This is a genomic window from Oribacterium sp. HCP28S3_H8, from assembly GCF_052064775.1.
Lineage (GTDB): Bacteria > Bacillota > Clostridia > Lachnospirales > Lachnospiraceae > Oribacterium.
Map to the genome: position 1 here is coordinate 315,142 of NZ_JBQHUZ010000003.1, position 23,777 is coordinate 338,918.

A 23,777-nucleotide genomic window follows, 5' to 3' on the forward strand; every position below is an offset into this window, starting at 1 on the left:
TGAATTGTAGAATGATCCTTAAAGCCGTTCTATCAGAACCACCGCAGAAGCACCACGATGTCGATTATTAAGAGTGACCTGTTCTCCGGAATCTTCTATTTGTCAGTCTGGTATTGACCGGATCCGCCTTGCGTGTCGCACGTTCCGTGTAATCACGCAGCGCTTTTTCCGTAAAATAAACGCAGCCGTTTTCGACATACTGAATGAATGCGATCTTTCCACTCATCCTTTCATAATCCAGCTTTGATACGCTGATGCCGAGAATCTTTGCGGCATCTTTTCTCTTGATCAGTGCTTCCACAAATGCGTCACCTCCTCTCCACGCTGCTAACGTTCCTTATAATGTCTTGTCCGGCTTTCATCTAAGTAATATCCAAGCTGTCTTCTCACGGCTTCATCGATACCGCGCATCTGCCCCCGGCTTACCTTTCCCAGGTACCGAAGGATACAGCTCTTGTCATAAGTGCCTACCTGCTCGCATAATGCCATTGACGGTCGAAGCAGTCCTTTTGCCGACCGCAGAGGATAATGTGTCGGCAGTTTGTTTTTCTTCATAAACTTCGAGGTCAGCGGCACAATGGTAATTGTCGGTGAATAATAATTTCCGACATCATTCTGCAGAACCACAACGGGCCGGACACCTCCCTGCTGTGATCCTGTTGGTTTACCGAGATCAGCAAGATAGATATCGCCTCTCCGGTAAATCCAGCCTTTTCTCATCATGCTTCCTCCAATCCCATAAGCTCTGTTATGGATAAAACATTGCAGATGAGTTTTCGCCCATCTGCAACGCTTTCTTCTGATATGGGTCTTCCTGTATTTTTCCTATACCCCGGAAGTCTGGGATTTCACATCGGCGGCAGCCTGCATCGCTGCTCCATTGGAGTCTCACCATCCCGCCTGCATTGTGACCGGACCGCGAATTACGGAAGTATCATTGTCCCTTCCTGCAATCACCGCTGATCAAATTGCATGCTTGATTTTTTCTGCCGTATGTATCCGCTTGCGTCCCGATGGACATCATGGCGTACGGCAGGCTCCTGCAGGAAGTAATGTACCGAGTGAATGGTATTCAGTTTTCAAAGATCATTTTAATCAGAATCGGTATCACCGCTTCTGATTCAAGCTTAGTCGTATGTAAGAACTTCTTCGAGGTCACAGCAAGGTGCCCTGTGAACCATAATATGGTGCCTTTTTCTATTGATTTGCGATGGCAAGCAGCTCCTGAACGATCTGCAGAAGTTCTCTTCTGGTCTGTCCATCAACTGCCGGTTTCCCCAGGATCAGATAATCCAGACTGACATCAAAGAAGGCAGCAATATCGATCAGAAGATCGATGGAATAACTCCTTACACCGCGTTCCGCCTGTGAAATATGGCTGCGGCTGCAGTGCAGCTGCTCCGCAAGAGATTCGAGAGTAATACCGCGACGCATTCTTAAAACACGGACCCTTTGTCCGATTTCCTTTGCATTAAACATAAAAAGACCACTCCTTGTTTGTAAGATCTGCAAATCGCGATTGCAGGTTTTACCTTACACTTCGGGAGTGGTCTCTCTGGTGGAATATGCAGTTGTATTACGGTGGGAAATCAAAGTCTCATTTGATCCTAGTTGATTCTCCGGTTGGATTCTGGTTGTATATCAGTTTCCATTATTTTAGCTTATAATTCGGATATCTTTCACTTATTTCTTTTTCCAGTTTCCTCTGATCTTCATAGAACAAATGCTTCCGTGCAGCCTTACATTCTTTGGCAGCCATGTTTAGCTGATGACGTTCGATCATCGCAACGATCATCCAATAATAGAGGCGTTCATTTCCTGTATGGTGCTCCATCGCAGCAACTGCAAAATCATGAATGGCAGAATAATCATGGCGTTTATCCAGCAAATTCAAAAGGTCTTCTATTGCACTGAAGTATTGTTTGCTGTAGCTCATAACTGTCGGCATCAGCCATGGATCTGTCGAAGCAGGTGGGTAAATGTCATTCTTATAAATATCTACTGCCTTCTCCAGCAGCCGGACTCTGTCATTCAGATTGGAAGTATTTCTAGCAACTTTATAGATATGCCCGAACGTCTCTGTATCAATCGTGATATGAAGTTTTTCAGAGAACCGATAACCGGTTTTTGTTGTCTCTATCAGTTCTCCTGCGCTGAATAATTCACTATAATTCTGACGAAAAGTATAGATGTGGTATTTGATCTTGTTGGCATAATCTTCCGCAGCATCAGGGTCATCGGGAAAGATATGCTGCGCAATACTGAAGGCACTGTATGCATGATTCCGATGCAGGCTGAGGAAAACAATCAGTGGGGCAATCTTTAAAGGATTGATTTCCTCACTCCTGATGACGCCGTTGACAGTGACAATCTCAAGTCCTCCGAACAGGTTAATGTAGACATCATTTTCATTCCTGATATATTCCGGCCTCAGCTGATGCTTGCAGCTGTCAATCAGACGGTAATCGTGGTATTCACAGGATGCGACGTACGCAACCAGCTTCAGCAGATCCAGATTTATTTCATACTGTGTCGGATTCCGGACAACCACGAAACCTGTTGCGCCTTTATAAAATGGCGCGGCAATCACCGTTTTCGTTCCCAGTCGCCTGTAATGGATTTTCTCCTGCTCTGTCATCGGATCGATCATTGGAATACAGAGTGTCCGCTCTTCATCCAGTGCTTTTGCCCAGGTAACATACTCCGATACATTTTCAAATTCATTGAAATTCGTTGGTGTCATACCGTCAGTTTCCACGTTATACCACCAATGCGCCGTCCACACTCCTACTTCCGGATCAATGTCCAAAACGCCTGCCCAGTCACCTCCATAGAAGCTACAGGTAAGCTTCAACACCTTCATAATAATTGTCTTCGGATCAAGATCACGACGGAATTGACTTTCAAGCCTAACAAGCATCTGGGATATTCCCAGAGCAGCTTTGATGTCCTCTGGCGAACATTTACTTAAATCGATTTCATCCGGATCAAATTCATAATTTTTTAACATAATGTCACCTCCCATCACCCCAGTAAAACGCGAAATCGCAGAACGCCTCGGCGGTGCCTGGCAGTCCTGCGATCAGTCCAATTATTCTGTGTGAATGGCGGCAAACTACTATGCACCATTATTTATTCTCTTATCGGCGATTTCAATACCGCATCCATGATATTAAGAATCGTCAGCTTCTGCGCTTTATTGCATTGTTTCCATTTTTGTGCGAACTCCGCATCCAAAGCATACGCTGCTTCCAGCTCCGGATTATCAATATAGAAATAATCCAACCCTTTTCCTAATTCGCGGCCGATACGTAACAGCAGCTCGCGTGAAACACCGGAATGACCGTTTTCAATTCGACTCAGATATTTTGGATCCATCTGAACCCTTTCAGCCAGTGTCTTCTGATTAATATCTTTTTCAAGACGAGCCCCACGGATGCGGCGGCCAACTGCTGCATTTCTTATTTGTTTGTCAGTCTTGTTATCGGTTTCCGCAACACTCTGCAATGCCACCACTCCTTTCCTTTTGTCTTCCACCTTTATTCTAAAAAAGTGGACATCTTGTGAGAACTTGTGGTTTGTCCACCATTCACACGCAATGTCCACCTTTTCATAATTTTCAGGAAAAGAATGGTAAATATCTCTGTGATTTTAATGCTGTCGTTGTGCTAAATGATTATTTATGGCTTTCCGATGATCTGTCCACCTTCAGCAAGAAAAAACAAGATTCAATACATATGCTCCTCTATCGATCCATCTTCTTTCACATCCATGAAGCATTCGGAAAATCTGTCGCTGTCCATGATCTGCACCACGCGGTGCATGCCGACAGCAAGTTCCTTCTGCTCATACTCTTTCCGGGAGATCCAGTATACTCTACCCTCTTCGGAACTCTTCAGCTCTCCAGTGAACTCATCCGCGCGATAAAGATACCCGACATTATGAAAGCCATCACGATACCAGTGATAAATGCCTTTCAACACCGGATTCTGGATACGAAGACCAGTCTCTTCAAATACTTCGCGTACCACCGCATCATGAAATGTTTCACCTAGCTCTACATGACCACCTGGAAAAGTAGTACCAGTATATGAATTATTGACCTTGTCCAGTGCAAGCACATCGTCGCCGCGGCAGATCATGCACATATTCATGAAAATGACCTGCTCCGGCGGATGCTTCCGGATGGTATCTTCTTTCCAGATGCGCTCACAGATCTTCATCCGCTTTTGACTGTATCTGCCTGCAATTTCTCCGTATGGAATCCAGATGTCTGCAGCTTCAATCCTGGCATATACCGCCTCAGCCACTTCATCACCCGTTCCGGCAGTAGGGAAATTTCCTGTTCGCTCATGGTACGCCCTGGTTTCCTCATACATCCATTGCGCAATTTTATCTTTCTGCTTTTGTTTGAGTTGATTGTAGCTCTTATTGGCCTGAAGCAATTTGCCATCGACCTTAATGTGTTTACTCATATAAACCTACATTTCAGTAAATTGCAATGAATTGGTGTCTTTGGTAGTTATACAAGGATTCTGATATATTCCGGCGGTATCGGATCACTTAGCCACACCTTGTCATTTCCGATATAAAACCGAATACCGGAAACATACGCTGACGCTGCATCTATCTGCAGGATCGCCGGATAAGAATCCCGCCGTTGGCCTACCTGACGCGCAGTTTCTTGGTCTGCTGACAGATGAACATACTGACGGCTCATGGGAAGGAGCCCCTGCTGCATAATGTTTTTTAAGAAACGATGTGCCGTACCGTGATACAGAATGTCCGGAGGAACCGCCTGCTTCTTACGAATCGTCATAGGAAACGAATGCCCATAGAGCGCTCTGATTTTCGTCTCAGTCATTTCAAATCGCTTCTTGTCAGAATGATCTATAACATACTGAATGCCGTCTCTCGTAAGTGCAGGCTCAAAATGATATATGGCATTCATCGCACGCAGGAAGATCTTCAGATCAGTAAATCCTTCTTCATCAAGCCTGATACTATACTTGTCCGGATTATGGCGCAGCGCGTAAGACATCTTCTTGCTGATGAATTTTACCTGATCGTCATCCATTGCTTTTTTCACACCTTCTTCCTGCTTCAATGAACCTGTCATATATCATTGCCTGCTCAAGCTATCCAATGTTTTCCCCACCAATTGTTTGCATTCAACATAATGCGGATCTCATTTTATAATAAATTCCTCAGTTAATTTCTGAAAAATAGCATTTTCCAATTTCGTCTTTAATATTCTAATGTTGTCATACCGATCGGCGTTTTCTTTGAACCATTCTAAAATAGGTGCATCTTTGATTACGTTCTGCTCATCCTTCTGAAGCTGGCCTAAAACGATTGAATACCAGTTTGTAACAATAGCTTGTTTCTGCTCCTTTGTAAGACCCTCGAAACAAATGCAAGCACCTATACGTGAAAACATTGCTGGGCCAAGCTCCTTTTTTATTTGCTCCTCAGATTGATAATTACCTGTCAACAAAAATATAGAATTGTTCAAATCCACGTTATAATTTGTATCAACGTATACTCCTTCATCGAATAATTCGTAAAATGCATTATATAAAGTAGGATGAACTTTATCAAATTCATCAATTAAAATAACATTTGATTCCCTGGATAACATATCTCTTGCAAAGCTGTTTTTTGAATGCTCAGCACCAAAAATATAATTAAAAGCTTCAGCACTCTGCATCATTGAAAATTGAATTCTGAGCAACTCGCCACCCATAGTACGACTTATGCATTTAGCGCTTTCCGTTTTTCCAACTCCTGACGGTCCATAGAACATGAGTACAATCGGTTTTTGATTATTTTGTGAAATCAGGCGATACATACCGCTAATCATTTGCTTTTTGCATTTTTCTTGTCCGAGTATATCGCGGCAAAGATTTTGATATACCTCGCGCAATTTTGTTCTGTCTAATTTCGTATATTCAGAACCCGTATATTCAATATCGTCGCCATAGAATGATTTAAGAGACTCTAAAACCTTTCTAGGCGGGTTCTGTATGTATAAATGCCCAATATCGTAATTTAGTGCGACCACATTTGCAAAATTTGAAATCACATGTTCTAAAACGGATCCATAGTCATCTGCACGAACAACGCAATTATTAACGCTTATAAGATTTGATAAATCTCTTTCCCTTACGCCTGAATCGGATGGGCGTATTCGAGCATTATAATGCTGAATTAGTTCCATAAAAGATATGGTTTCTTCATCAGGATCAATACGATTATTAATATAGTTATTGAAATCTCTTTTTGAGCCAATAAATATCGTAATTTTGTCAGTCATCCGATTCTACACCTGCTAATAAAACATCAAATACATCTAAGACTGCATTCTTGTTTTTTTCATCTGTTTCAGTGTTGATATGTGCCTCTTCAAAGTCCGGATTATCCTTAGGGACAATTGAAAAATTAGTTCCTAATTCCTTACTGACATTTAACATCTCCAGTTTCGTTTTTCCTACTTTTATGGCATATATACTCAGATCCATCTTTAAGAGATCATTGATCTTATATCCGTTTCTAAACGAATTAATGTTAAATCTTAAAACAACCTTCGATCTTCCTTTTGTCGCTACAAACTCGTAGTATCCTTTTGCATTCTTTAACGCACTGTCCATCTTTTCCAATGCAAAATTAAAATCACCGGCTGGTATTGTAGATCCAGTTTTAAGCATACCAAGATATGGAGCAAGCATTACCATATATGAGAGGGAGTCCGGTTCAACGGATATACTATATCCAGAAAATTTCTTTATCGCTCCTCTTTTTGATTTTGCTGCAGCTTTTCCAAGGGAGCCCTCTCCTTCAATTATTCCCAAGAAATCGGTAAGCATCGTATTTTTGATGATATTCTTAGCTATCTTACTTCCTTGAACACTAATACTTCCTGACGCCCCTGCTTCCCCCGTAGCCTCTAAGCCAATTAAGGCTTTTATTATTCCATTAAATCCTAATTTTGCTCCGGCTTTTGCTGATGCCTCCGCATCATTGGCATGAGATTTCAAAAGCTCTTCCGTTTTTTCCATTGCACCACCAGCGACTATCTGAACATAATCAGTGGTAGATTCTTCATCAAAATAAACGATTTTACAAATTTTTGTATCCAAGTCACTCAACTCCTAAGGCTTTAAATACCGCATCCTCCGCGCTGTTATAAAAGATAATCTGAAAGCTCCCCATCAGCTCCGGCGGTACCGTTCCAAGATCTGCCGCTGATGTGATCGGAAGCAAAATCTTCTTTGCCCCGGAGTCAAGGCATACCTGCAGAGCATTTGCTAGCTCATCCACCTTCATCAAGGTTCCGCTGATGCTGATTTCCCCAAGTACCACCAGTGAACTCTGTGCTGGTTTTGACAGAGCTATGGAGCACAATGCAATCAGCGTCGGCAATGCCAGCTTATGCGTCATGCCGATACCCTGCAGATCCTGATAATTGATGATGTAGTCTTTCGCTGTTGTCGATATGGATCCGCTGATCCGGTTACCATTTGCCTTCAGATAATTGTATGCCGTATCGATGGCTTCTTTGCATTCCCGATCTGAGCCAATACCTGTGCGATCAAATTTTCCATTGCCTGGCAACATCTGACTTTCCAGCCGGAAAACGCCAATCATACCATTCTTGCCACGGGAGACGGTATAGATCTGTCCCGGATTGCACATACCTTCCGGGATCAGTTTGCCACCGCCCTGTTCTGGAACGGACACATAGTGTTCTTCAAATGTTTCATTGTCGATGTAGGAGAAATTCACATCATAGAACTCCATGCCGCCGAGCTTCTTTAACTGCTCTTTGACACGGCGCCGCATCTCCAACGCCATTGTCAGACACTCCGCCACATCATCTTTTGTGAAGCTGCCATCCGGATACAGAAGCTTGATGTAACCGTCAACCATCTTGCGTACGGCAATGGTGTCTCTCTGGTTCAGGTTCCGACCAAGGCGGAAGTACTGATCCAGGGCATCGCCAAAGTTCTCCTTCCGAAGCTCACGCATGAATTCCGCCATATAGTCTGTAATAAAGCCGTAGTCGTTCGTAAAGTGTTCCGGGCGGAATTTCGGGATTTCCCAGCCGGGGTTATAGCAATGAATACGGTCAAGGAAAGCCGTATCGGTTCCCATCTCCGGTGGAAATGGATCAAAGAGACTGGAGGTCTTCAGAAGCACATCTACGCTTTGGTTGATGTTACCGACAAAAACCATAGAAGCGGAGGCAGCGATCTCTTCTTTGCCACGTGCAAAGGAGCCGGAAGCCATATAATCCTTCATGATCTGCACGCCATCTTTATCCTTGAAGTTGATTCCGGCAACTTCATCAAAAGCAACGCAGTCCCATAGGCCGACCAATCCCACCTGACGTCTGCCCATGTTGTAAAAGAGATTTGCAACTGTCGTTTGACCACCGGACACCAGAATGCTGTTCGGAGAAATTTCCTTGTACAGATGCGATTTTCCGGTGCTACGCGGGCCAAGCTCACAGAAGTTGAAGTTGTTTTCAACCAGCGGCAGCATTCGATCCAGAAGCAGCCATTTCTCGCGATAGGTAAAGGCATCCGGTTCCATGCCGGAAGAGCGAAGCAATACATCAATCCACTCTTCTTTGGTGAATGCCTTTCTCCCCTGCTTCAGCTCTTCCAAATCAATATGCGGCATTTGTACAGGCGTTAGAGACCGGACCTTGATCGGCGAGAAGTCCTTTTTCTTCTTGTACTTAACGCCCTTATCATTGAATTCTCCATAGCCTTCAATATCGGAATCCTCATCCGATTCGTATTCCAACTGTACGATGCACCAGATCCCACCGCAGAGCAGCCGATCATACTTCGTCGGATACTCCTCCCCGATCGGAATGCCAGTCAGCCCCATATTTGTGAAGGACGCCTCATAGCGATCTTTCTTGATATTCAGCTCCACAGAAACCATATCGATAATCGTATGGCTCCCATGCTGACGAAGGAGTGAGAGAATCTTCTGCGCTTCATCCGGACGGACATAGTTGTTCGCCAGAATCTGCTTCACATTCTCCACACCTGCCTGAATGATCTCTTCATCATCCGAGCTGCAGTATTGTCCAAGGAGGAATTCCAGTACATAGACTGGAACATTCGCTCCTTCTTTAATCTTCTTTGTTAGATCCTTTCGAACGATCTTCCCCTGAAAATTCTCCCGTAATTTCTCACGGATGGCATCTCTATTTGTCGCTCCGTCTTCTGCACCCATTTTCACACCTTCTCTTGTTTCCCAAAAACTACAGGTTAAATCCGAAATCTCCAGCAAACGGAAGATCCATGATGACCTGATGACGGAACACTTCTATTCCTGTGCTTACGTCCTTGGCAATCAGATAATAGGACTTGTCCTTGTCATATCCCTGATTCCTGAATGTAAACCGCAGACGGAAGATCCTCTTTGCCGAATCCTCTTCCCTGCTGTCCGCCACATATGTATTCTCATTGGAGATCAGATTGCCATCCTGATCGATGAAACTAATCTGATACGTCGTCGGTTTCACCACATCGCTGACCGGTTCTGACTGGATAAAATCCATTGTCGTAATCAGACTGGTGATCTTACTGATAATGCTGACAAGAACAATCTGTGCTGTTCTTGTCTCTGCCTTGCCGCGTTCCATGTGAATGTCTACGACCGGAACCAGCATCTCCTGCGGTGAAGAGCCGCCATGTACATAGTTCTGACCGCCGCTTCCCTGTGTTTTGAATACACTCGTGCCAACAGGGAACGAAACAATCCTCTTATCGTCGCTGCCAAGCAGATATCCCAGACTCAAATTGCAGACACCATCCTCCTCTATGCCGTCTTGGGAAATGATATAGCGGCGCTTTACGATCTCATTATGGCTGACATTTCCGATCTTGTCGGATTCCTGCACCTTATCCCGCTTATAGATAAAGCCATGATCTGCCGTCACGATAAAGTGATGCGTATTGACGCCATTATGAATCTTTTCAATAAAGGCGAGGATCTCCTCCACTGCTTCCTTGCAGGCCTGGAATACCTCATCCTCCGTATGTTCGCCACGCACATCGATCTGATCATGATAGACATAGATTACTTGTTGACCGGTGAAGATCTCACGGAGTGCTTTTGTATTCATGTTTTTGATCGCATCAAACTGCACGGCTCTGGAAAGCGGCTGTCTTGCCTGCAGCTTCTTCTCCCGGGAAGCAAGGTCGATGCAGTATTCCCCATCGACCATTTCCTTCCCATCCATTGAGATTGTAAGATTCCGATGCGGAAGCAGCGCTGACATGCCAAGTCTTGTATAAGAAGGCAATGTACTGAGCATCGGCTCAATTGTCACATTACTGCGCGGATTGTCCTTAAGCTGATTAAACAGCTCCCGTCCAACCTCATACCGCATCGCATCCGAAATAATGACAACCACACGATCCTGACTGCCGGACACGTATTTGTTGTAGAAATTTCGCTGCAGAGGAAGAACCGTCAATGCATCCTTTTCCATAATCCCGGCATTCCACTTGGGCAGCAGTTTTCCCAGATATTCATTGGTATAGATATTTTCAATCAGGACACGAAGCTTCTCAAAGTTACCGGATTCCGGAAGCTGATCCAGACAGTAGTAGAATGCACGGTAATCCGTATCCACCTGATACAGCTTATCCTGGTATGCTTTGACTGTATTCTTAAATCCGTTCGGTAATTTCTCCCGAAGGAAAGATTCAATCCGAAACGCACTGGATAGCATTTCATACGCATTCTGCCTTGGCCTGCCAAAATGCGTCTTACTGCGAAAATCACACAAGCCTGGAATGTCATAAGATCCCAGCTGTGCACCTATGTCCTCGGCAAGCAGTCTTTCCGTCAACCAATGGATCAGGATCGTATCAATATCCGGGAAGCATCCACATTCCACAAGACTTTCCGGCGGGAAATTTTTCAGTACATCTGCTATATGCAGCTGGGCACTGACAAATGCTGAAAATCGGTCGAAGTCATCCTGATAAACGACACTGTTCATCATGCTGTCCAGAAAGGCGATGACATTGCCGGTCTTGCTCATGGCAAATGGTTTCCAGTTGTCCGGAATCTCTTCATCAATTTCATGCGCTGCACAGGTAACAAATAACGAAATGACGAGCTTACTGAGTGCTGGATCCTGCACGGAACAGCCAAACTGTTCACTGCACATTTTCCAGAAATCATTGAGCAAGTCATAATGGGCAATCTCATCCAGAACTTTATTGTGATCCAGATCCTTTCCGGTTAATATCACCTGGAGCACCTCTTCAAAAGAACAGGTCCGGACTCCAGAAAGAGCGCACATCATGCCAAGCAGAATGCTTTTCTCATCATAGGTACTGATGCCAAGGTCATAGAACTTCTTTGTACGTTCTTTATTGGCAAAGAAACTGATATGCTTCTCCAGAAGTGGTTTCAGAGACTCTGCAATACCAAGATCAGCCACCAGAAGAGAGGCCCGATCTGCGTAGAATCTCTTTGAATAGAGAAGAACATCCTCCAGGTGATTTTCATGAACATCCGGCTTTGGGAAAGGTGCATACACCAGATAATTCGTCGTCTGGTCTTCCTGCTCAAGAAAGTGTTTTGTCTTGAACTGATTCTTCTCCGACAGATGCAGAATCTGCGCAGACGAAAGCTTCAGAGAATCAATGTCCTCTGCAAACTCACCCTTGTCGTCATACCAGAAGACAAGCTTACGATTCTCTGCCGATCCTGCAGCAAACTCCTCATTCAGTCGGTCCTCAATCTGTTTCAGATTCAACTCTGCCATAACTATCACATATCCTTTTCAACAACTTCCCAGAAACCATTTTTACTGGCCCCATGGCGGATCACTCTACCTTCTGTTTTCAATTTGGCAATAATACGCTGCGCCTGACGCAGAGTAATTCCTAATGTACTGCCAATGGTTTTTGCAGTCATTTTGCCATCCTGTTTCAAAAGAGCCAGGACTTTCTCCTCATTTGTTGCGGCATTTACTACGACATTTTCTGCGACATTTGTTACGACATCATCAGAATTTGACGGCTTTCTCTCATTCTGTGTCTCGGAAAGCTCCTTGAGAGCATCCCGAATCATCCGCAGCATGAATTCAACAAAAACGGTAGACTCTCCAGCATTGTCTGCAAGCTGAAGCGCCTTATAATATTCTTCCTGATTCTCATGAACCAGTGTTTCAATCGGCAGCCAGGCAAAGATCGGCTGCCATTTCTGCAGAATCAATGACTGCCAGAGTCTTCCTGTTCTGCCATTTCCATCCGCGAATGGATGAATAAACTCAAACTCAAAGTGAAACACGCAGCTCTTGATCAACGGATGAACCTTTGATTTCTTAAGCCATGAGAAAAGCTGACCGATCAGCTCCGGAACATAATTGGCCGGTGTCCCGGCATGAATCAGCTGTTTCCCAGCATATACGCCGACACTACCAGAGCGGAACATGCCTGCCTCTTTGACAAGTCCATCCATCATAATCTTATGCGCACGCAGAAGATCCTTCACACTATAGGGATCAAAGGAAGCCACAATGTCATAAACCTCATAGGCATTCTTCACTTCCCGAATATCCTGCGGCGGACCGAGAACTCTTTTTCCGTCAACAACGTCCGTCACCTGATCGAGTGTCAGTGTATTCTGCTCAATAGCAAGCGATGAATGAATGGAACGGATCCGGTTCTCCCTTCGAAGTACCGGATTCGGATGCAATTCTTCAAATGCAGTAATCGAACCGACATACTGACCGATTTCAATGGTCAGATTTGTGATCTCTTCTGTTATTTGAAATGGAGGAACATACTCATCACTCATCTGTTATTCCTCCTCATGCGGCCATTCTGTCAGATACTCTTTCCACAGGGCATCATTTGCCATGATGTTCTTTGAATCCGAAAGAACTTCATAGAACTTGCCATCTCGTCCGGTCTGCGTCTTCCGGTAGTTTACTTTCACACCATCATCCAGATTCAGCTTTATCTGATCCAGTGCCAGATGACCAAGCTTTGCATCATAATCCTGGCACTCTTTGATCTGCTTTTTTAGTTTGTCCATGCGCTTTTCAGCAAGGGATACCTGGTGCGCAGATTTATCATGGTCAATTACGTCCTGCATGCGGATAACTTCATTGCCGTAGATCTGCTCCATACGATGCAGATAATCCGCGCGGACTTTCCCGGTTGTGTTCTCATCCATACGATGCAGATATACCAATGCCTTGAAACCGTTCTGCTTGCCGCTGTCATAGAGCCAGTAAATTGGCCTCTTCTGATATGTCTTGCAATGATCCTTGAAGAAATCTTTGAGGAAATAATTCCGGATCACCTCACGACTTGACTTTCCCTTACCGCCCAGTGCGTCCGCAATAAAGGTCAGATTTTCTTCCAGAGTCTTCTCTCCATAAACGACCTTTACGAACTGAACAAAGCGGCCAACGATATCATCGTCGAGGTATTCTTCGTCAGTAATTGGTATTACGTTATCCGCATCAGGCAGGAAAGTCTTATACTTTGAATCATCCCAGTCCCCGCCAGCGTATACGAGACCGTCCACATCAAGAGAGTAACGGCCGAACATGCAGCCGACCGCATAGGAGATAAACGATCTAATATCCCTGTTGAGATCAGCTAATTTGACCGTTACATCCTTATCATCTTCTTCTGGAGTAAGCTCATCCTGAAGGCCATAGATATCGATAAAGATACGATTAAGTTCTTCTTCATTTGCCTTCAGCTGTTTAAAGCGGTTATCACATTCACGTTTCCAGTTATCGTAATGCCAAGAGATTCGATCGAATTTCGACATACGATCTGTCGCAAATTGAGAATGGAGCTGAGACTGTAAAGCGCTAGCTGACGGACATAAAGGATGGCGTTTAAAATCCCATGATGTTTCAAAAGAATCCCAATCGCTTTTCGAAAGCCCAATTGCCATTTTTACACAGTTGACAATTTCGGCTTTTCTATCATTATTCATAATTGTAGGAATCTGATTAATAGTTCCAGATCCTGTATTAATTGTTGGGTTCAGTATTTTTAAAATCTCACCCACAACTTTACTATTTAAGCATCCAGCCAAATAATACCTATTCTCATCGGTAACAGTAAACAAACCATTGGCTCCAGAATCGAAGATAAAACCTTCTTCGTAGCAGCGGCATCCAAATGGCCCCATAGTTACACCTGACCATGTAATACCCTTCAAAAAATAATATTTTTGGTTACTAATTTTCCATTCCAAATTATCCCCGAGCTGAGGGTATACCTTTTTAGTATTATTTTTTATCTCTTCTCCATTGTTGAACCAATTAACCGTATAATCATTATTTCCATACCATTTTCTATAGTTTCCGCCTTTATTATATGGTATCCATCGGGTTTTTGATTCTATTTGTTGTTTAGCTGTTTTACAATGGAACAAGGTGTTATCGACTCTTACTTCAAACCAATGGCGAAGAAAACGCTCATTATTACCCGTTCTCATTCCTATCCCAGCAAAGCCATAATCTTTTACGGTTTTATTGGAAAAAAGCTTAATAAAATTATCGCTTATCCAATAAGCAATTTGGTTTCCTGGAATATCGCTATACTTATTTTGAGAAAATTCATATCTGTTTTTTTGGGATAGAAATGACTCTTCTTTAGCTGATTGAGAGAAATACTCAGTTAATCTGCAATACATTCCATTGTAGCAGTTAGTATTAGTTGATTTTCTAATAACGAAGCTGGTTGTTTGCACTACTTCTCCGCTAATTTCTTCAAATGCTCTTGCTCCAAGATGTATCATATTGACAATGTTATATTGCAAAATATGTTTTCTTAGCTTTTCAAAACTTGTTAAAAACATCCAAGCGTGTTGTGTGATCATTGCTTGATACGAGTCATCCTCCGTCATTTTCAGACATCGTTCAATAAAAACAGCAAATAAATCATTTTTGCTATTTGGATATTTTTGCTTTACGTATTCAAAAAGTTTTGGGCTCATACTAGCTGAACCCATATATGGCGGATTTGTAACCACAACTGAATATTTTCTTGATAGTAAATTTGATACGACTATTAACGGATATAGATAATCCTCTACTTCTTGTCTGTAGAAGCTAATTTCGTTTTGAGTTTCTTCATACCTTATTGCAAACTTGTCAAAATCAAATGGTGTCACCTGCTGGATCGATCCATATTCGCAAATATCTTTCACTTCTGTTACTAATGCATGTATCTCTCGATTAATACTATCGTTTCCATTAGTAAAATATTCCAGACACTCTTCACTAATCTCATTGCTTTCGCAGATCGCATAAACATTTGGCTGTATTCCTCTAGTCAGAAATCTTCTATCATACTGTCTAGCCTTCATCATCACTGCAAAATAAGCCAGCTGTGCAGCACGTTTGTCGATATCAAGGCCATAGATATTATGTTCAACAATGCTTACCGCTGCCTCACGGGCAGAATATCCCTGACTCTGATAGATCTGCATCAGCACTTCAAACATATAGACAAGAATATGGCCGCTGCCGCTGCAAGGATCCATACAAGTGATTTCTTCCGGCTTTAACTTGGCATGTTCCGCATAAATCTGATCCAACTGTTTCTGGACATCTTCTTTCTGTTCCGCTTCATCCAGATAATATTTCCATCCAGCTTTCAGATCGTCATTCGGATGTCCTTCAATCCAAAGTCTTCCCAAACTGTTTTCCACCATATAGCGAACAATCCAGTCAGGTGTAAAAAGCTGTGTCGCTGCCGGAATCGTTTCCTTGGTGATCTTTATATTCTTTTTCAGGTTGGCGAAAACCTTGTCCTTCGGTTCCGTGTTGTAATACTGGTATAGCCAGCCAATGATCTCTACCTGTCCCATCGGGTTACCGTCTTCATCCACAGCATTCACATCGAAGTTATTTTCCGGAATATCATGAACCAGATGCCAGACAATACCATCGCGATCGGTAATGGAGATATTGAGAAGAAGCTCTGTGTAGTCAGAAATCTTTTCAAAAAGCATCGGAAGCGGCTTATTCAAAGCATTGCACTGCTTGATAAACAGCATGCGGAAAACATCATCGGTCTTGTTTTCATTTTTAAGATCGATGATCTGCTGCTTCTCTTCATCTTTAAATTGAAGATCAGAATCAAATGGTGTCGTCACAAGATCCGGTTCTGTCTTTCCCGGATTTTCAGAAGACAGCACTCTGATGTGGGACGGCATGTAATCATTGACTTCCATGAACCGGATCGCAATAAGACGGTTAAACCAGGTATAGGCAGCCTCTTCCATTACATTCTGGAAAGCATCCTTATATTTCAGATCACGCTGTTTATTCTTGATTGCTGCGACAAGCTTCCTTCTCTGATCGATTTCTTGCCTGGTAATGGCATAGGGTTCCTTCATGCCAATATCAAAGAGCTGTGCATCTGACGTAGACTGCGGAAGCGGATTCTGTATTCCATTTTCTGTAATACCAAGCAGACTCGCCTTATAGACACTGTCTGCAATCAATTTATTTCTTGCCCAAATAGCAAAGTTTTTAATCTCAGACTTATTCATGGTTTTCTCTTCTTTTCCTTAATCAGCCATCTTTACCGGATGATGTTTTTGGTGGTGTCCCTGGATCTTTATGTTCCGATGATGGTTGATAACTATTGCCTGGCTTGCCCACATTGGGCTTTCCAGAAGGTTGGTAACCTCTTCTATTAAGATCTTGATTCTTATCTGAATATTCCATTCATTTTTCCTCTGTTTTATAAAACTTGATATACCTTATTTCAGATGGATTAATCCATACTCCTGCTGTACGATCTACTAATTTCCAAGTTTCACTTCCCATCACATAAAGTTTTTCAAGATATAGATCATGATAATTCTCTTGTGAAGAAGCCAATGAATCACTTCCGAAATAGCCTTTGATCGTATCGCCGTTATTAAGAATTACTTCAACCCAACAGCATTCATCTTTACTAAATCTATAATCCCAGGCCGTAGGCGCGGGATGTTGGACATTAACTTTAAATATGCTAAGCAACCGTCTAGGAAAGTTTTTCAGCCTAACAATTCCCAAGCAGACACCCGTTATAATGCTCGTTACAATGTACGCCAAGACCATTGCAAGCCAGAAAACTGAAGTATCCGACGATAAGTGATTAGCGATCAATCTGAATAACCAATACCACAAACTTATATTGATCACACTGTACATGAGGCATTGTAATGTCTTTCTGAGAGTATCAATTTCTTTTTCAGGTAAGAAACTTGATATGATTTCGGAAATCACATAACCCGGAACTAAAAACAAAAAAGTATATATGATTGTTTCTGGATTACTTATCATATTTTCGGCTCTTAAAACTCAATATTAATGATCGTATCGTCTTTCAGTTCTGCCGTCAGTTTCTTCTTGAGCGCATTGATATATTTCTCAATATCTTCCTGTGATTCCAAGCGCCAGGAAGAGGTTCCCGTAACCGACTTGATCGGAACATTCTTCGTTGTTTTTATATGAGGCGTTACGACAACTGGTGTCACTTGCTGGCCATTCTTTTTTGCCTCTTCTTCCGCTTTTCTTTTTGCTTCTGCCGCTTCCTTCTCTGCGATCTGTTTGTCCTTTGCGTCCATCTCATTCAAAAGACGGATCTTTAGAGCATCCGCCCGATCAGCATAGCTGCGAAGAACAAACACGTTGTTGCAACGCTCTACACCATCGAATAATTCCTTGAACTGAATACCATATGCTTCTTTCTTCTCAGCCACATATGACTTGGTATCAAGCACATCCATTACGCGCTGGTAGGAATCGTTAATGGCGCTCATAACCGGTTTCTCCTGCTCATCAAGGATTCCGCCATAGATCGTTCTGAAATGATCCAGCAGTTCCGGAAGCTTTGGAATATCCCGATACGGCTGCTTTTCACGCAATATATCCCGGATCTTTGCAACCGTATTTTCTAGTTCTTCATTAACAATGTAGGTCTTACTATCGTCATAGATCTTCATCAGTCTCAATGCTTCATCGAAGATCTGCTTCTGCTCCCCTTTAAAGAATTCACGAATCGGCTCATAATCCTCTGCAAAGTCCAGAAGTGAGTCCTGCCAGTTTGTCAGAAGCTTATAGAATTCCTCCGTAGATTCCGCATTTGTAATGGAAGTGAGCAGCTTGGTTCCGGAAGAAACTGTGTCCTTCCCCGGATAAGGTGCATTCTCATACCGGACAGACAGCTCTTTCAGATCCGTTAATGTTGACTGTGACGCCCTGATAAACAGCTGCATCATCGCATCTTCATCGTCATTGGTCGGTGTCAATGAGAACAACTCTTTCAGCAGATTTTTGCAGGCTTTGATCTCACGATCCGTGCGGTGCGTCTTACGCTCTATCATCAGCTTTTCTACGAACTGCTTTTTTGTGATGTAATTGATGATCTCTTCCTTAGACTTATTGAGAAGGCTGACGGCTGCTCCATTCACAGTAAAAGCAATATCACCGCGCTTAAACAGACGTGCCACCAGATAATCCACGTCTTCCTCGATAAATCCATACGGAGCCTTCATGAAACGGTCCTTGACGGACTTCATAGAAGTCTTCATATGCATCTGCGTATTATTGTCTATGTAAGCAAGCACATCCTGTGACGCCAGATGATTGGCTTCCTGCGCATCATCAATCTTCAGTGAGAACTGGTTACTGCTGGCAAAGAGTTTCGGAATGTCACTGTCGCCAAGCGGCGCATCAATATAGGACAGTTTGTTATAAACCGTCTCTACCAGACGCTGCAGTCCTTCATTGATTCTCGATGTAACGTCCTTTGATTTGATATCTGCCCGATCTCCATTAACATAGATCTCTGCTTCTTTCAGATTCTCCGTCAGGAACAGCTTCGCATTGGCAAACCGCTCCCGCATCTCGAGACGCTTTGCTTCTTTGATCGTCTCATACTGCATCATGGAAGAGCTTGTATTTCGACGCAGGAACTTTTCAATCTTAAGATACGTCTGCACTTCGTCCATAAAGCTTCGGTCATTTGGCAGCACAACAAGAACCTCATGGCCCTGTCCGGACATCATTCGTTTCGTCAATTCATCCGTAATCTCAGATGCGGGCGTCAGGATGTGTACACCAATATCATTAGACTGACTGGATTTATACGGGCGGTCATCAACACTCTGGTTAAAGCTGAATGTATACCGGCCATTGAACTTCGGATACCGGTATTTCTTTTCGGTGTAGATGTCTTCAAAAATCAGTTCCGACACCTTGTTGATGACATCGGCATTATCAACATCCTCCCTCTCAATCCAGAGGTTGACTTCCTGCTCTTCATCCGTCAGAAAGACATAGGAATCCCCGTTTTTCTGTACCAGCATCTGACGCATCAGAACTTTCAGGGCATCTTCTACTTTGCCCTTTAGGGTAATGCGGTCTTCATCAATATCAGTCATCATGAGAGTCGTGATGTTGTCAATATTAGAGGTGATATCCTGCACATATTTGATCAGGAACAGTGTCTTCAGGACATTGATGGCAAAAACGTCGCCATTTTTATGATCCGGATTGATGTAGTCATTCTCGTAGGCCTTGATAATGACGCCACGATGGCTGTGATCCAGGAAGTTCTCCATCGGTGTATAGAATGCATAAAACGGAATGATCGTTCCTTCTTTCTCATGCATATAGGCGACAGCGGATTCCTTGAACATGGCCAGCATGGAACGCTCGCCTTCGGAAAGATGCTTTCCGGAAGCGCCGTGGGTCCGGATTGCGGTCAGTACGGAAGCGAGCAGATTGAACTGATACGGAATGAAAGGATAAACTTCAGAGAAATCGTCTGGTCCTGCATACAGCTTACGTTCCACAGAATCCGTAAACACAATCTTGTTCTTGATCGTCGTTTCCTTCTGACCATAAAGAAGACGGAGTGTCTGTCCGGCTGTGTCTGTTTTCTCCAGAATTCTCTTCTTGATAACGGCGTCTACATTTGCAGAAGATAAAGAAAGTCTTGTATCAAAACGTCCCTGAATCTTGGAAAAATCATTTCCCTTTACCTTGATGACAGAATCAATATCCTGCTGGGATGTCACGATGACCCATGCCTTGCCATTGCATGCAGTTCCAAGGTCTTCTGTCACTGTCTGCAGATTCAACATGAGGTTCCGGTCATCGCCAATATACTGTCCTACTTCATCTACAAGGAACGCAACATGGTGGTTGTTACCCTTGCGATCGATGTATTTCTTTACCCGGTCTGCAAATTCTTCGATGGAAATCCTATATGGCTGGATCGCTTTTTCACACCAGTTTCTGCTGGCATCCTCGGACATATAATTCATATCTGCAAGGACAGTGACAATATCATCCTGCACATAGTCAAAATCACTCCGGGATTCCTCCCACGGCGAGCCATACTCTTCCTCAAACTTCTGCCGGAATTCATCGTAACGTCCGTCATCGGAAAGCTTCCGTTCCAGATCCGCAAGATACGGAATGGCACCGCAGAATCCTTGCATCTCGTTAAAGACCTTCAGGAAGACATTGACAATCGCATCCTTGTCCTTCTTTCCGTTCGAATCACTCTTGGAATCAATATTGAAAAGAACCACATCCGTCGGTGTCTCCGCTGCCAGTTTCATGTCGGCAAGCACAATCGGATCTTCAATCTTATGATCATCAATGAAGTAATCGATAGCTTTCTTTCCGCCAACTTCTTTATTCTCCAGTATGTAGGAGAGGATCTTTAACAGATGAGATTTACCACTTCCAAAGAAACCGGAAATCCAAACGCCCATTTTTGGTGTTGTTCCGAGAATTCCTTTTTTGTACGCAGCGAAGAAATCCGCAAAATGTTTCTGCAGCTCTTTCGTCACAACATATTCTTCAAGTTCCTGACGGACATTTTCATTCTCAATGTCACCGACTTTGATAACCCCCTGCAGGTCACGATCAATCGGTTTGACAAACATATCCTTGATTTCCATGGTTTCTCCCCTCTTAACGTGCTATGCGGAAAGCACGATAATAACTGTCCTCGACGACTTCATTAAATACGACCAGCTCCTGTTCCGTGTAGGTGCCGGGATAAAACAGGATCACTGGTGTCGATGTAAATTTCTGCGGCATGTTGTAAAGCACCTTATTGAAAACCTCCGGTGCCTCCAGAATCGGATAGCATTTACCGATTCCGCAAAGCAGTACAACAGCATTATCCGGTGTATGATCGGAAATGTACTGCACCAGATAATTGTCCTTGTCTGTGATGCGGAGCGTTCTCTGAACAGCTGTGACGACCCTATGGATGCCACCTCGTTCTTCCAGCTTCTCTGTTTTTTCAAGAAAGCCCTTCGCCTTCAGTTCATCAATGATCAGATCGTAGAGGTCATAGACAACAAGCTCGTAGTCATCGAGTCCTTTGCTGTTTCGATTTTGGAGCCACTTGATGTGACTTCGCACTTCCATTTCCTGCTCTGGCGGGTAATCGAACACCCAATAATTCACTTCATTTGCTTTGCCGGATGCTTTCCGGAATGATGGGCTTTTAATTTTTTCATCCATCTCTGCAAAGCGTTCCGTGAGGCTTCGCCGTTTCCTGTAATAGTCGTGGGATGTTATATTATCTGTCATTTTACCGAACCCCCGTCAGCGCATTTATCACCATGCGCATGTCATGTTCACGAAGCCAACCCTCGAAGATAGGATCAAGAATCGGTCTTAGTATTTTTCTCGCCGGCTTCCCATCATCTGTTATGCCTGCTTCAAGAAGATAACTCTTATAGGTTCCGGTCAGGCGATGAATGGTCTGATCCGTCCAGGCTGCAACCTTCTCATCCTGCACTTGCTTGTTCCGGAAAAAGATCCGGTAATCGCTGTCTGATAAATCTTCTGCACCGATCAGAATTTTTTCCTTAACCACTTCATATACAAATTCAAAGAAAAGACGATCATGCGCCATTACTGCAGTCAAATTAATCAGCTTTTGCGTTGCAAGATCCGCGGATTGGAAAATCGGATAGATGCTCTTATCCAGTTCCATGATTCTGGCTGTGACAGTCAGGTAAACCATTTTTGCCCTGGCAGTTGTTGACGCGCCAAACAGATTGTCTTCAAGGCAAAGCTTTTTGATTTCTTCCGTTGTCTTTCCTTCCGCAAGCATACTGATCTCTTTGCGAAATTCCGGGAACCAGAAGGCATGCTTAACACCACCGGCACTATATGTCAGATCCTTCATTGATGCACCTCATTCCGACCGGAAGGCGTATTAGAAGTATCATCCTTCTTCGGAGGAACAAACTCCATAATGTCACCGATATCACACTGCAGATACGTGCAAATCCTGTCCAGAATCTCCAGTGAGATATAGTCATTCTTACCCAGCTTTGCCAATGAGTTCGTGCTCATATCGACAGCATCGCGAAGTTCTGTACGCTTCATGCCCTTATCAATTAACATCTTCCAGAGTTTGTTATAGCTTACAGCCATGGTCTTCTCTCCATCATAAATTCACGCATTTTGTCAGCAATTGTCTGCACATTGAAACGATATTACCAGTATAACATCGATAATGGGCTTCTACAATCATAAAATTGGTATTTGCAAATTTTGAATCCCAACAATTAAATTCTGAATCACCATAATTGAATTTAAGGCTGAAGCCGATGTTTTACGCCACCAGAGACTACCTTTCCAAGATCTGAGTTACTGTGCGAGCAGTGTCTTTGTATATACAAAGACTAAATTCGCTCGTTGGGGAATCGCCCCAATCCCCTTGAACATTTCCTAGGAAATGGCTGCGCGTTCTAATGAACGCTAAATGCAAAAACAATAAACAACAAGAAAAAAGGCATATGACAGCATCATTAACAGCCATCATATGCCAATGGAATTGTTGCTCAATTATTAAGGTAAATTAATATCCTACTCATTCTTCTCGAGGCTTGATTATCAGTTTTCCTTCTGAACACTGTACATCAACTTTTGTTCCAATGAAAAAGCCATACTGCTCAAGCCACTGCCCTTTCAGAACGATTGATGGTGTGCTCTTGTAGTGATACCCGCTGCTTTCATAAACTGACAACTTACGAGTGTTTCTCTGCTCCATAGTCCTCCAATCCGCGCATAATAAAAAGCGCTACTTTTATATAATTATTGAAAAAATGGAATCCGGTGTGTCTGAAAGACACTCCCTGGCACTTTGAAGAAATGGTTGTTATGCCGATATGATCTGTTGTCATTAAGGTAATGCTTATCCAGAGCAGAAGCAACTGTTTTTTCGTAAGACCATCATTTTACTGCAAGAGTACTGGTATCGAAACAGGAAATATTGACCAAGAAACCAATACAGTGTTAGCGCCAGGAGAAAATGGCCATTTTGGGCCAGGTGAAAATGGCCATTTTCTCCTGGCGCTAACAATTTTCCCTTGACTACATCATTCTTTGCCACCGGCAATAGTGACGAATACAGGATATCGTTTGCTTCCCTGGCACTCTGGAAGCTTTGATAAATCCCCAGCGTGATGAAAAATACGCTGCAGAGGATCGGATAGCCCGGGATCAGTGTCATAGCGCTAAAGCTGATGAACAGCCAGGTCAGCGGCAACGAGGAGAGCCGTATTTCCTTCCGCAATAAAGCACTCATGACCTCGCCTCCCTCTCCAGCCTCAGAATACTCTCTTCCAGGGTCTCCTCATGCCGGCCATTCCTCTGCATGAACTCTATCATGGAACAGTCCGCTTTTATCTCACCATTGTTGATATAAAAGAACGAAATC

The 23,777-nt window shown here is 43.4% G+C and carries 21 protein-coding genes; all 21 read right to left on the minus strand.

Translation table 11 applies throughout. The features are described from left to right. Nucleotides 1-67: 67 nt before the first annotated feature. Nucleotides 68-301, minus strand: a complete 234-nt coding sequence (locus ACTNEN_RS05540) for a DNA-binding protein (RefSeq protein ID WP_441205046.1) — start codon at nt 299-301, stop codon at nt 68-70. A 26-nt stretch (nt 302-327) separates the two neighbouring features. Further along, nucleotides 328-723 carry a type II toxin-antitoxin system PemK/MazF family toxin gene (locus ACTNEN_RS05545; RefSeq protein ID WP_441205047.1) on the minus strand — a complete coding sequence of 132 codons (396 nt, stop codon included), beginning with the start codon at nt 721-723 and terminating at the stop codon, nt 328-330. 474 nt (nt 724-1,197) lie between these two features. Next, entirely contained in the window at nt 1,198-1,479 is a 282-nt protein-coding gene (locus ACTNEN_RS05550; RefSeq protein WP_441205048.1) for a helix-turn-helix domain-containing protein, read from the minus strand. A gap of 172 nt (nt 1,480-1,651) precedes the next feature. Then, entirely contained in the window at nt 1,652-3,010 is a 1,359-nt protein-coding gene (locus ACTNEN_RS05555) for a hypothetical protein (RefSeq protein ID WP_441205049.1), read from the minus strand. 122 nt (nt 3,011-3,132) lie between these two features. Next, complete coding sequence (locus tag ACTNEN_RS05560) at nt 3,133-3,507, minus strand: helix-turn-helix domain-containing protein (protein ID WP_441205050.1); 375 nt, start codon at nt 3,505-3,507, stop codon at nt 3,133-3,135. Between the two features lie 221 nt (nt 3,508-3,728). Beyond that, nucleotides 3,729-4,475, minus strand: a complete 747-nt coding sequence (locus ACTNEN_RS05565) for an 8-oxo-dGTP diphosphatase (protein WP_441205051.1) — start codon at nt 4,473-4,475, stop codon at nt 3,729-3,731. Between the two features lie 47 nt (nt 4,476-4,522). After that, the gene (locus ACTNEN_RS05570; RefSeq protein ID WP_441205052.1) at nt 4,523-5,119 is read right to left on the minus strand and encodes an RNA 2'-phosphotransferase; all 597 of its coding nucleotides are present in this window, start codon (nt 5,117-5,119) and stop codon (nt 4,523-4,525) included. A gap of 69 nt (nt 5,120-5,188) precedes the next feature. Beyond that, nucleotides 5,189-6,316 carry an AAA family ATPase gene (locus tag ACTNEN_RS05575; RefSeq protein WP_441205053.1) on the minus strand — a complete coding sequence of 376 codons (1,128 nt, stop codon included), beginning with the start codon at nt 6,314-6,316 and terminating at the stop codon, nt 5,189-5,191. Continuing rightward, nucleotides 6,309-7,139, minus strand: coding sequence for a DUF6414 family protein (locus tag ACTNEN_RS05580; protein WP_441205054.1), 831 nt, complete (start codon nt 7,137-7,139; stop codon nt 6,309-6,311). Before ACTNEN_RS05580 ends, ACTNEN_RS05575 begins: the two co-directional genes overlap by 8 nt. 1 nt (nt 7,140) lies before the next feature. Continuing rightward, nucleotides 7,141-9,252, minus strand: a complete 2,112-nt coding sequence (gene brxL / locus ACTNEN_RS05585) for a protease Lon-related BREX system protein BrxL (protein WP_441205055.1) — start codon at nt 9,250-9,252, stop codon at nt 7,141-7,143. Between the two features lie 28 nt (nt 9,253-9,280). Continuing rightward, the gene (gene pglZ, locus ACTNEN_RS05590) at nt 9,281-11,806 is read right to left on the minus strand and encodes a BREX-1 system phosphatase PglZ type A (RefSeq protein ID WP_441205056.1); all 2,526 of its coding nucleotides are present in this window, start codon (nt 11,804-11,806) and stop codon (nt 9,281-9,283) included. A gap of 5 nt (nt 11,807-11,811) precedes the next feature. Beyond that, nucleotides 11,812-12,843 carry a Fic family protein gene (locus tag ACTNEN_RS05595; protein WP_441205057.1) on the minus strand — a complete coding sequence of 344 codons (1,032 nt, stop codon included), beginning with the start codon at nt 12,841-12,843 and terminating at the stop codon, nt 11,812-11,814. A 3-nt stretch (nt 12,844-12,846) separates the two neighbouring features. Beyond that, nucleotides 12,847-16,575, minus strand: coding sequence for a BREX-1 system adenine-specific DNA-methyltransferase PglX (pglX, locus tag ACTNEN_RS05600; RefSeq protein WP_441205058.1), 3,729 nt, complete (start codon nt 16,573-16,575; stop codon nt 12,847-12,849). A 22-nt stretch (nt 16,576-16,597) separates the two neighbouring features. Beyond that, nucleotides 16,598-16,753: a hypothetical protein gene (locus ACTNEN_RS05605; RefSeq protein ID WP_441205059.1), complete on the minus strand. Its 156-nt coding sequence runs from the start codon at nt 16,751-16,753 to the stop codon at nt 16,598-16,600. After that, the gene (locus ACTNEN_RS05610; protein WP_441205060.1) at nt 16,754-17,356 is read right to left on the minus strand and encodes a DUF6338 family protein; all 603 of its coding nucleotides are present in this window, start codon (nt 17,354-17,356) and stop codon (nt 16,754-16,756) included. An 11-nt stretch (nt 17,357-17,367) separates the two neighbouring features. Next, complete coding sequence (gene brxC, locus ACTNEN_RS05615; RefSeq protein WP_441205061.1) at nt 17,368-20,991, minus strand: BREX system P-loop protein BrxC; 3,624 nt, start codon at nt 20,989-20,991, stop codon at nt 17,368-17,370. 13 nt (nt 20,992-21,004) lie between these two features. Then, nucleotides 21,005-21,634: a DUF1788 domain-containing protein gene (locus tag ACTNEN_RS05620; RefSeq protein WP_441205062.1), complete on the minus strand. Its 630-nt coding sequence runs from the start codon at nt 21,632-21,634 to the stop codon at nt 21,005-21,007. Between the two features lies 1 nt (nt 21,635). After that, a complete protein-coding gene (locus tag ACTNEN_RS05625; RefSeq protein WP_441205063.1) occupies nt 21,636-22,238 on the minus strand; it encodes a DUF1819 family protein in 603 nt (200 codons plus the stop codon). Beyond that, nucleotides 22,235-22,489, minus strand: a complete 255-nt coding sequence (locus ACTNEN_RS05630) for a helix-turn-helix domain-containing protein (RefSeq protein ID WP_441205064.1) — start codon at nt 22,487-22,489, stop codon at nt 22,235-22,237. Before ACTNEN_RS05630 ends, ACTNEN_RS05625 begins: the two co-directional genes overlap by 4 nt. A 439-nt stretch (nt 22,490-22,928) precedes the next feature. After that, complete coding sequence (locus ACTNEN_RS05635) at nt 22,929-23,108, minus strand: SymE family type I addiction module toxin (protein ID WP_441205065.1); 180 nt, start codon at nt 23,106-23,108, stop codon at nt 22,929-22,931. Between the two features lie 144 nt (nt 23,109-23,252). Continuing rightward, the gene (locus ACTNEN_RS05640) at nt 23,253-23,645 is read right to left on the minus strand and encodes a hypothetical protein (protein WP_441205066.1); all 393 of its coding nucleotides are present in this window, start codon (nt 23,643-23,645) and stop codon (nt 23,253-23,255) included. Between the last annotated feature and the right edge of the window lie 132 nt (nt 23,646-23,777).

Bases quoted from the DNA above. Each gene is read 5' to 3' on its own strand.
- ACTNEN_RS05630 (WP_441205064.1), bottom strand. From the start codon at position 22,489: ATGGCTGTAAGCTATAACAAACTCTGGAAGATGTTAATTGATAAGGGC.
- brxC (WP_441205061.1), bottom strand. From the start codon at position 20,991: ATGGAAATCAAGGATATGTTTGTCAAACCGATTGATCGTGACCTGCAG.
- ACTNEN_RS05620 (WP_441205062.1), bottom strand. From the start codon at position 21,634: ATGACAGATAATATAACATCCCACGACTATTACAGGAAACGGCGAAGC.
- brxL (WP_441205055.1), bottom strand. From the start codon at position 9,252: ATGGGTGCAGAAGACGGAGCGACAAATAGAGATGCCATCCGTGAGAAA.
- ACTNEN_RS05635 (WP_441205065.1), bottom strand. From the start codon at position 23,108: ATGGAGCAGAGAAACACTCGTAAGTTGTCAGTTTATGAAAGCAGCGGG.
- ACTNEN_RS05595 (WP_441205057.1), bottom strand. From the start codon at position 12,843: ATGAGTGATGAGTATGTTCCTCCATTTCAAATAACAGAAGAGATCACA.
- ACTNEN_RS05575 (WP_441205053.1), bottom strand. From the start codon at position 6,316: ATGACTGACAAAATTACGATATTTATTGGCTCAAAAAGAGATTTCAAT.
- ACTNEN_RS05640 (WP_441205066.1), bottom strand. From the start codon at position 23,645: ATGAGTGCTTTATTGCGGAAGGAAATACGGCTCTCCTCGTTGCCGCTG.
- ACTNEN_RS05570 (WP_441205052.1), bottom strand. From the start codon at position 5,119: ATGACAGGTTCATTGAAGCAGGAAGAAGGTGTGAAAAAAGCAATGGAT.
- ACTNEN_RS05605 (WP_441205059.1), bottom strand. From the start codon at position 16,753: ATGGAATATTCAGATAAGAATCAAGATCTTAATAGAAGAGGTTACCAA.
- ACTNEN_RS05610 (WP_441205060.1), bottom strand. From the start codon at position 17,356: ATGATAAGTAATCCAGAAACAATCATATATACTTTTTTGTTTTTAGTT.
- pglX (WP_441205058.1), bottom strand. From the start codon at position 16,575: ATGAATAAGTCTGAGATTAAAAACTTTGCTATTTGGGCAAGAAATAAA.
- ACTNEN_RS05555 (WP_441205049.1), bottom strand. From the start codon at position 3,010: ATGTTAAAAAATTATGAATTTGATCCGGATGAAATCGATTTAAGTAAA.
- pglZ (WP_441205056.1), bottom strand. From the start codon at position 11,806: ATGGCAGAGTTGAATCTGAAACAGATTGAGGACCGACTGAATGAGGAG.
- ACTNEN_RS05550 (WP_441205048.1), bottom strand. From the start codon at position 1,479: ATGTTTAATGCAAAGGAAATCGGACAAAGGGTCCGTGTTTTAAGAATG.
- ACTNEN_RS05565 (WP_441205051.1), bottom strand. From the start codon at position 4,475: ATGAGTAAACACATTAAGGTCGATGGCAAATTGCTTCAGGCCAATAAG.
- ACTNEN_RS05625 (WP_441205063.1), bottom strand. From the start codon at position 22,238: ATGAAGGATCTGACATATAGTGCCGGTGGTGTTAAGCATGCCTTCTGG.
- ACTNEN_RS05545 (WP_441205047.1), bottom strand. From the start codon at position 723: ATGATGAGAAAAGGCTGGATTTACCGGAGAGGCGATATCTATCTTGCT.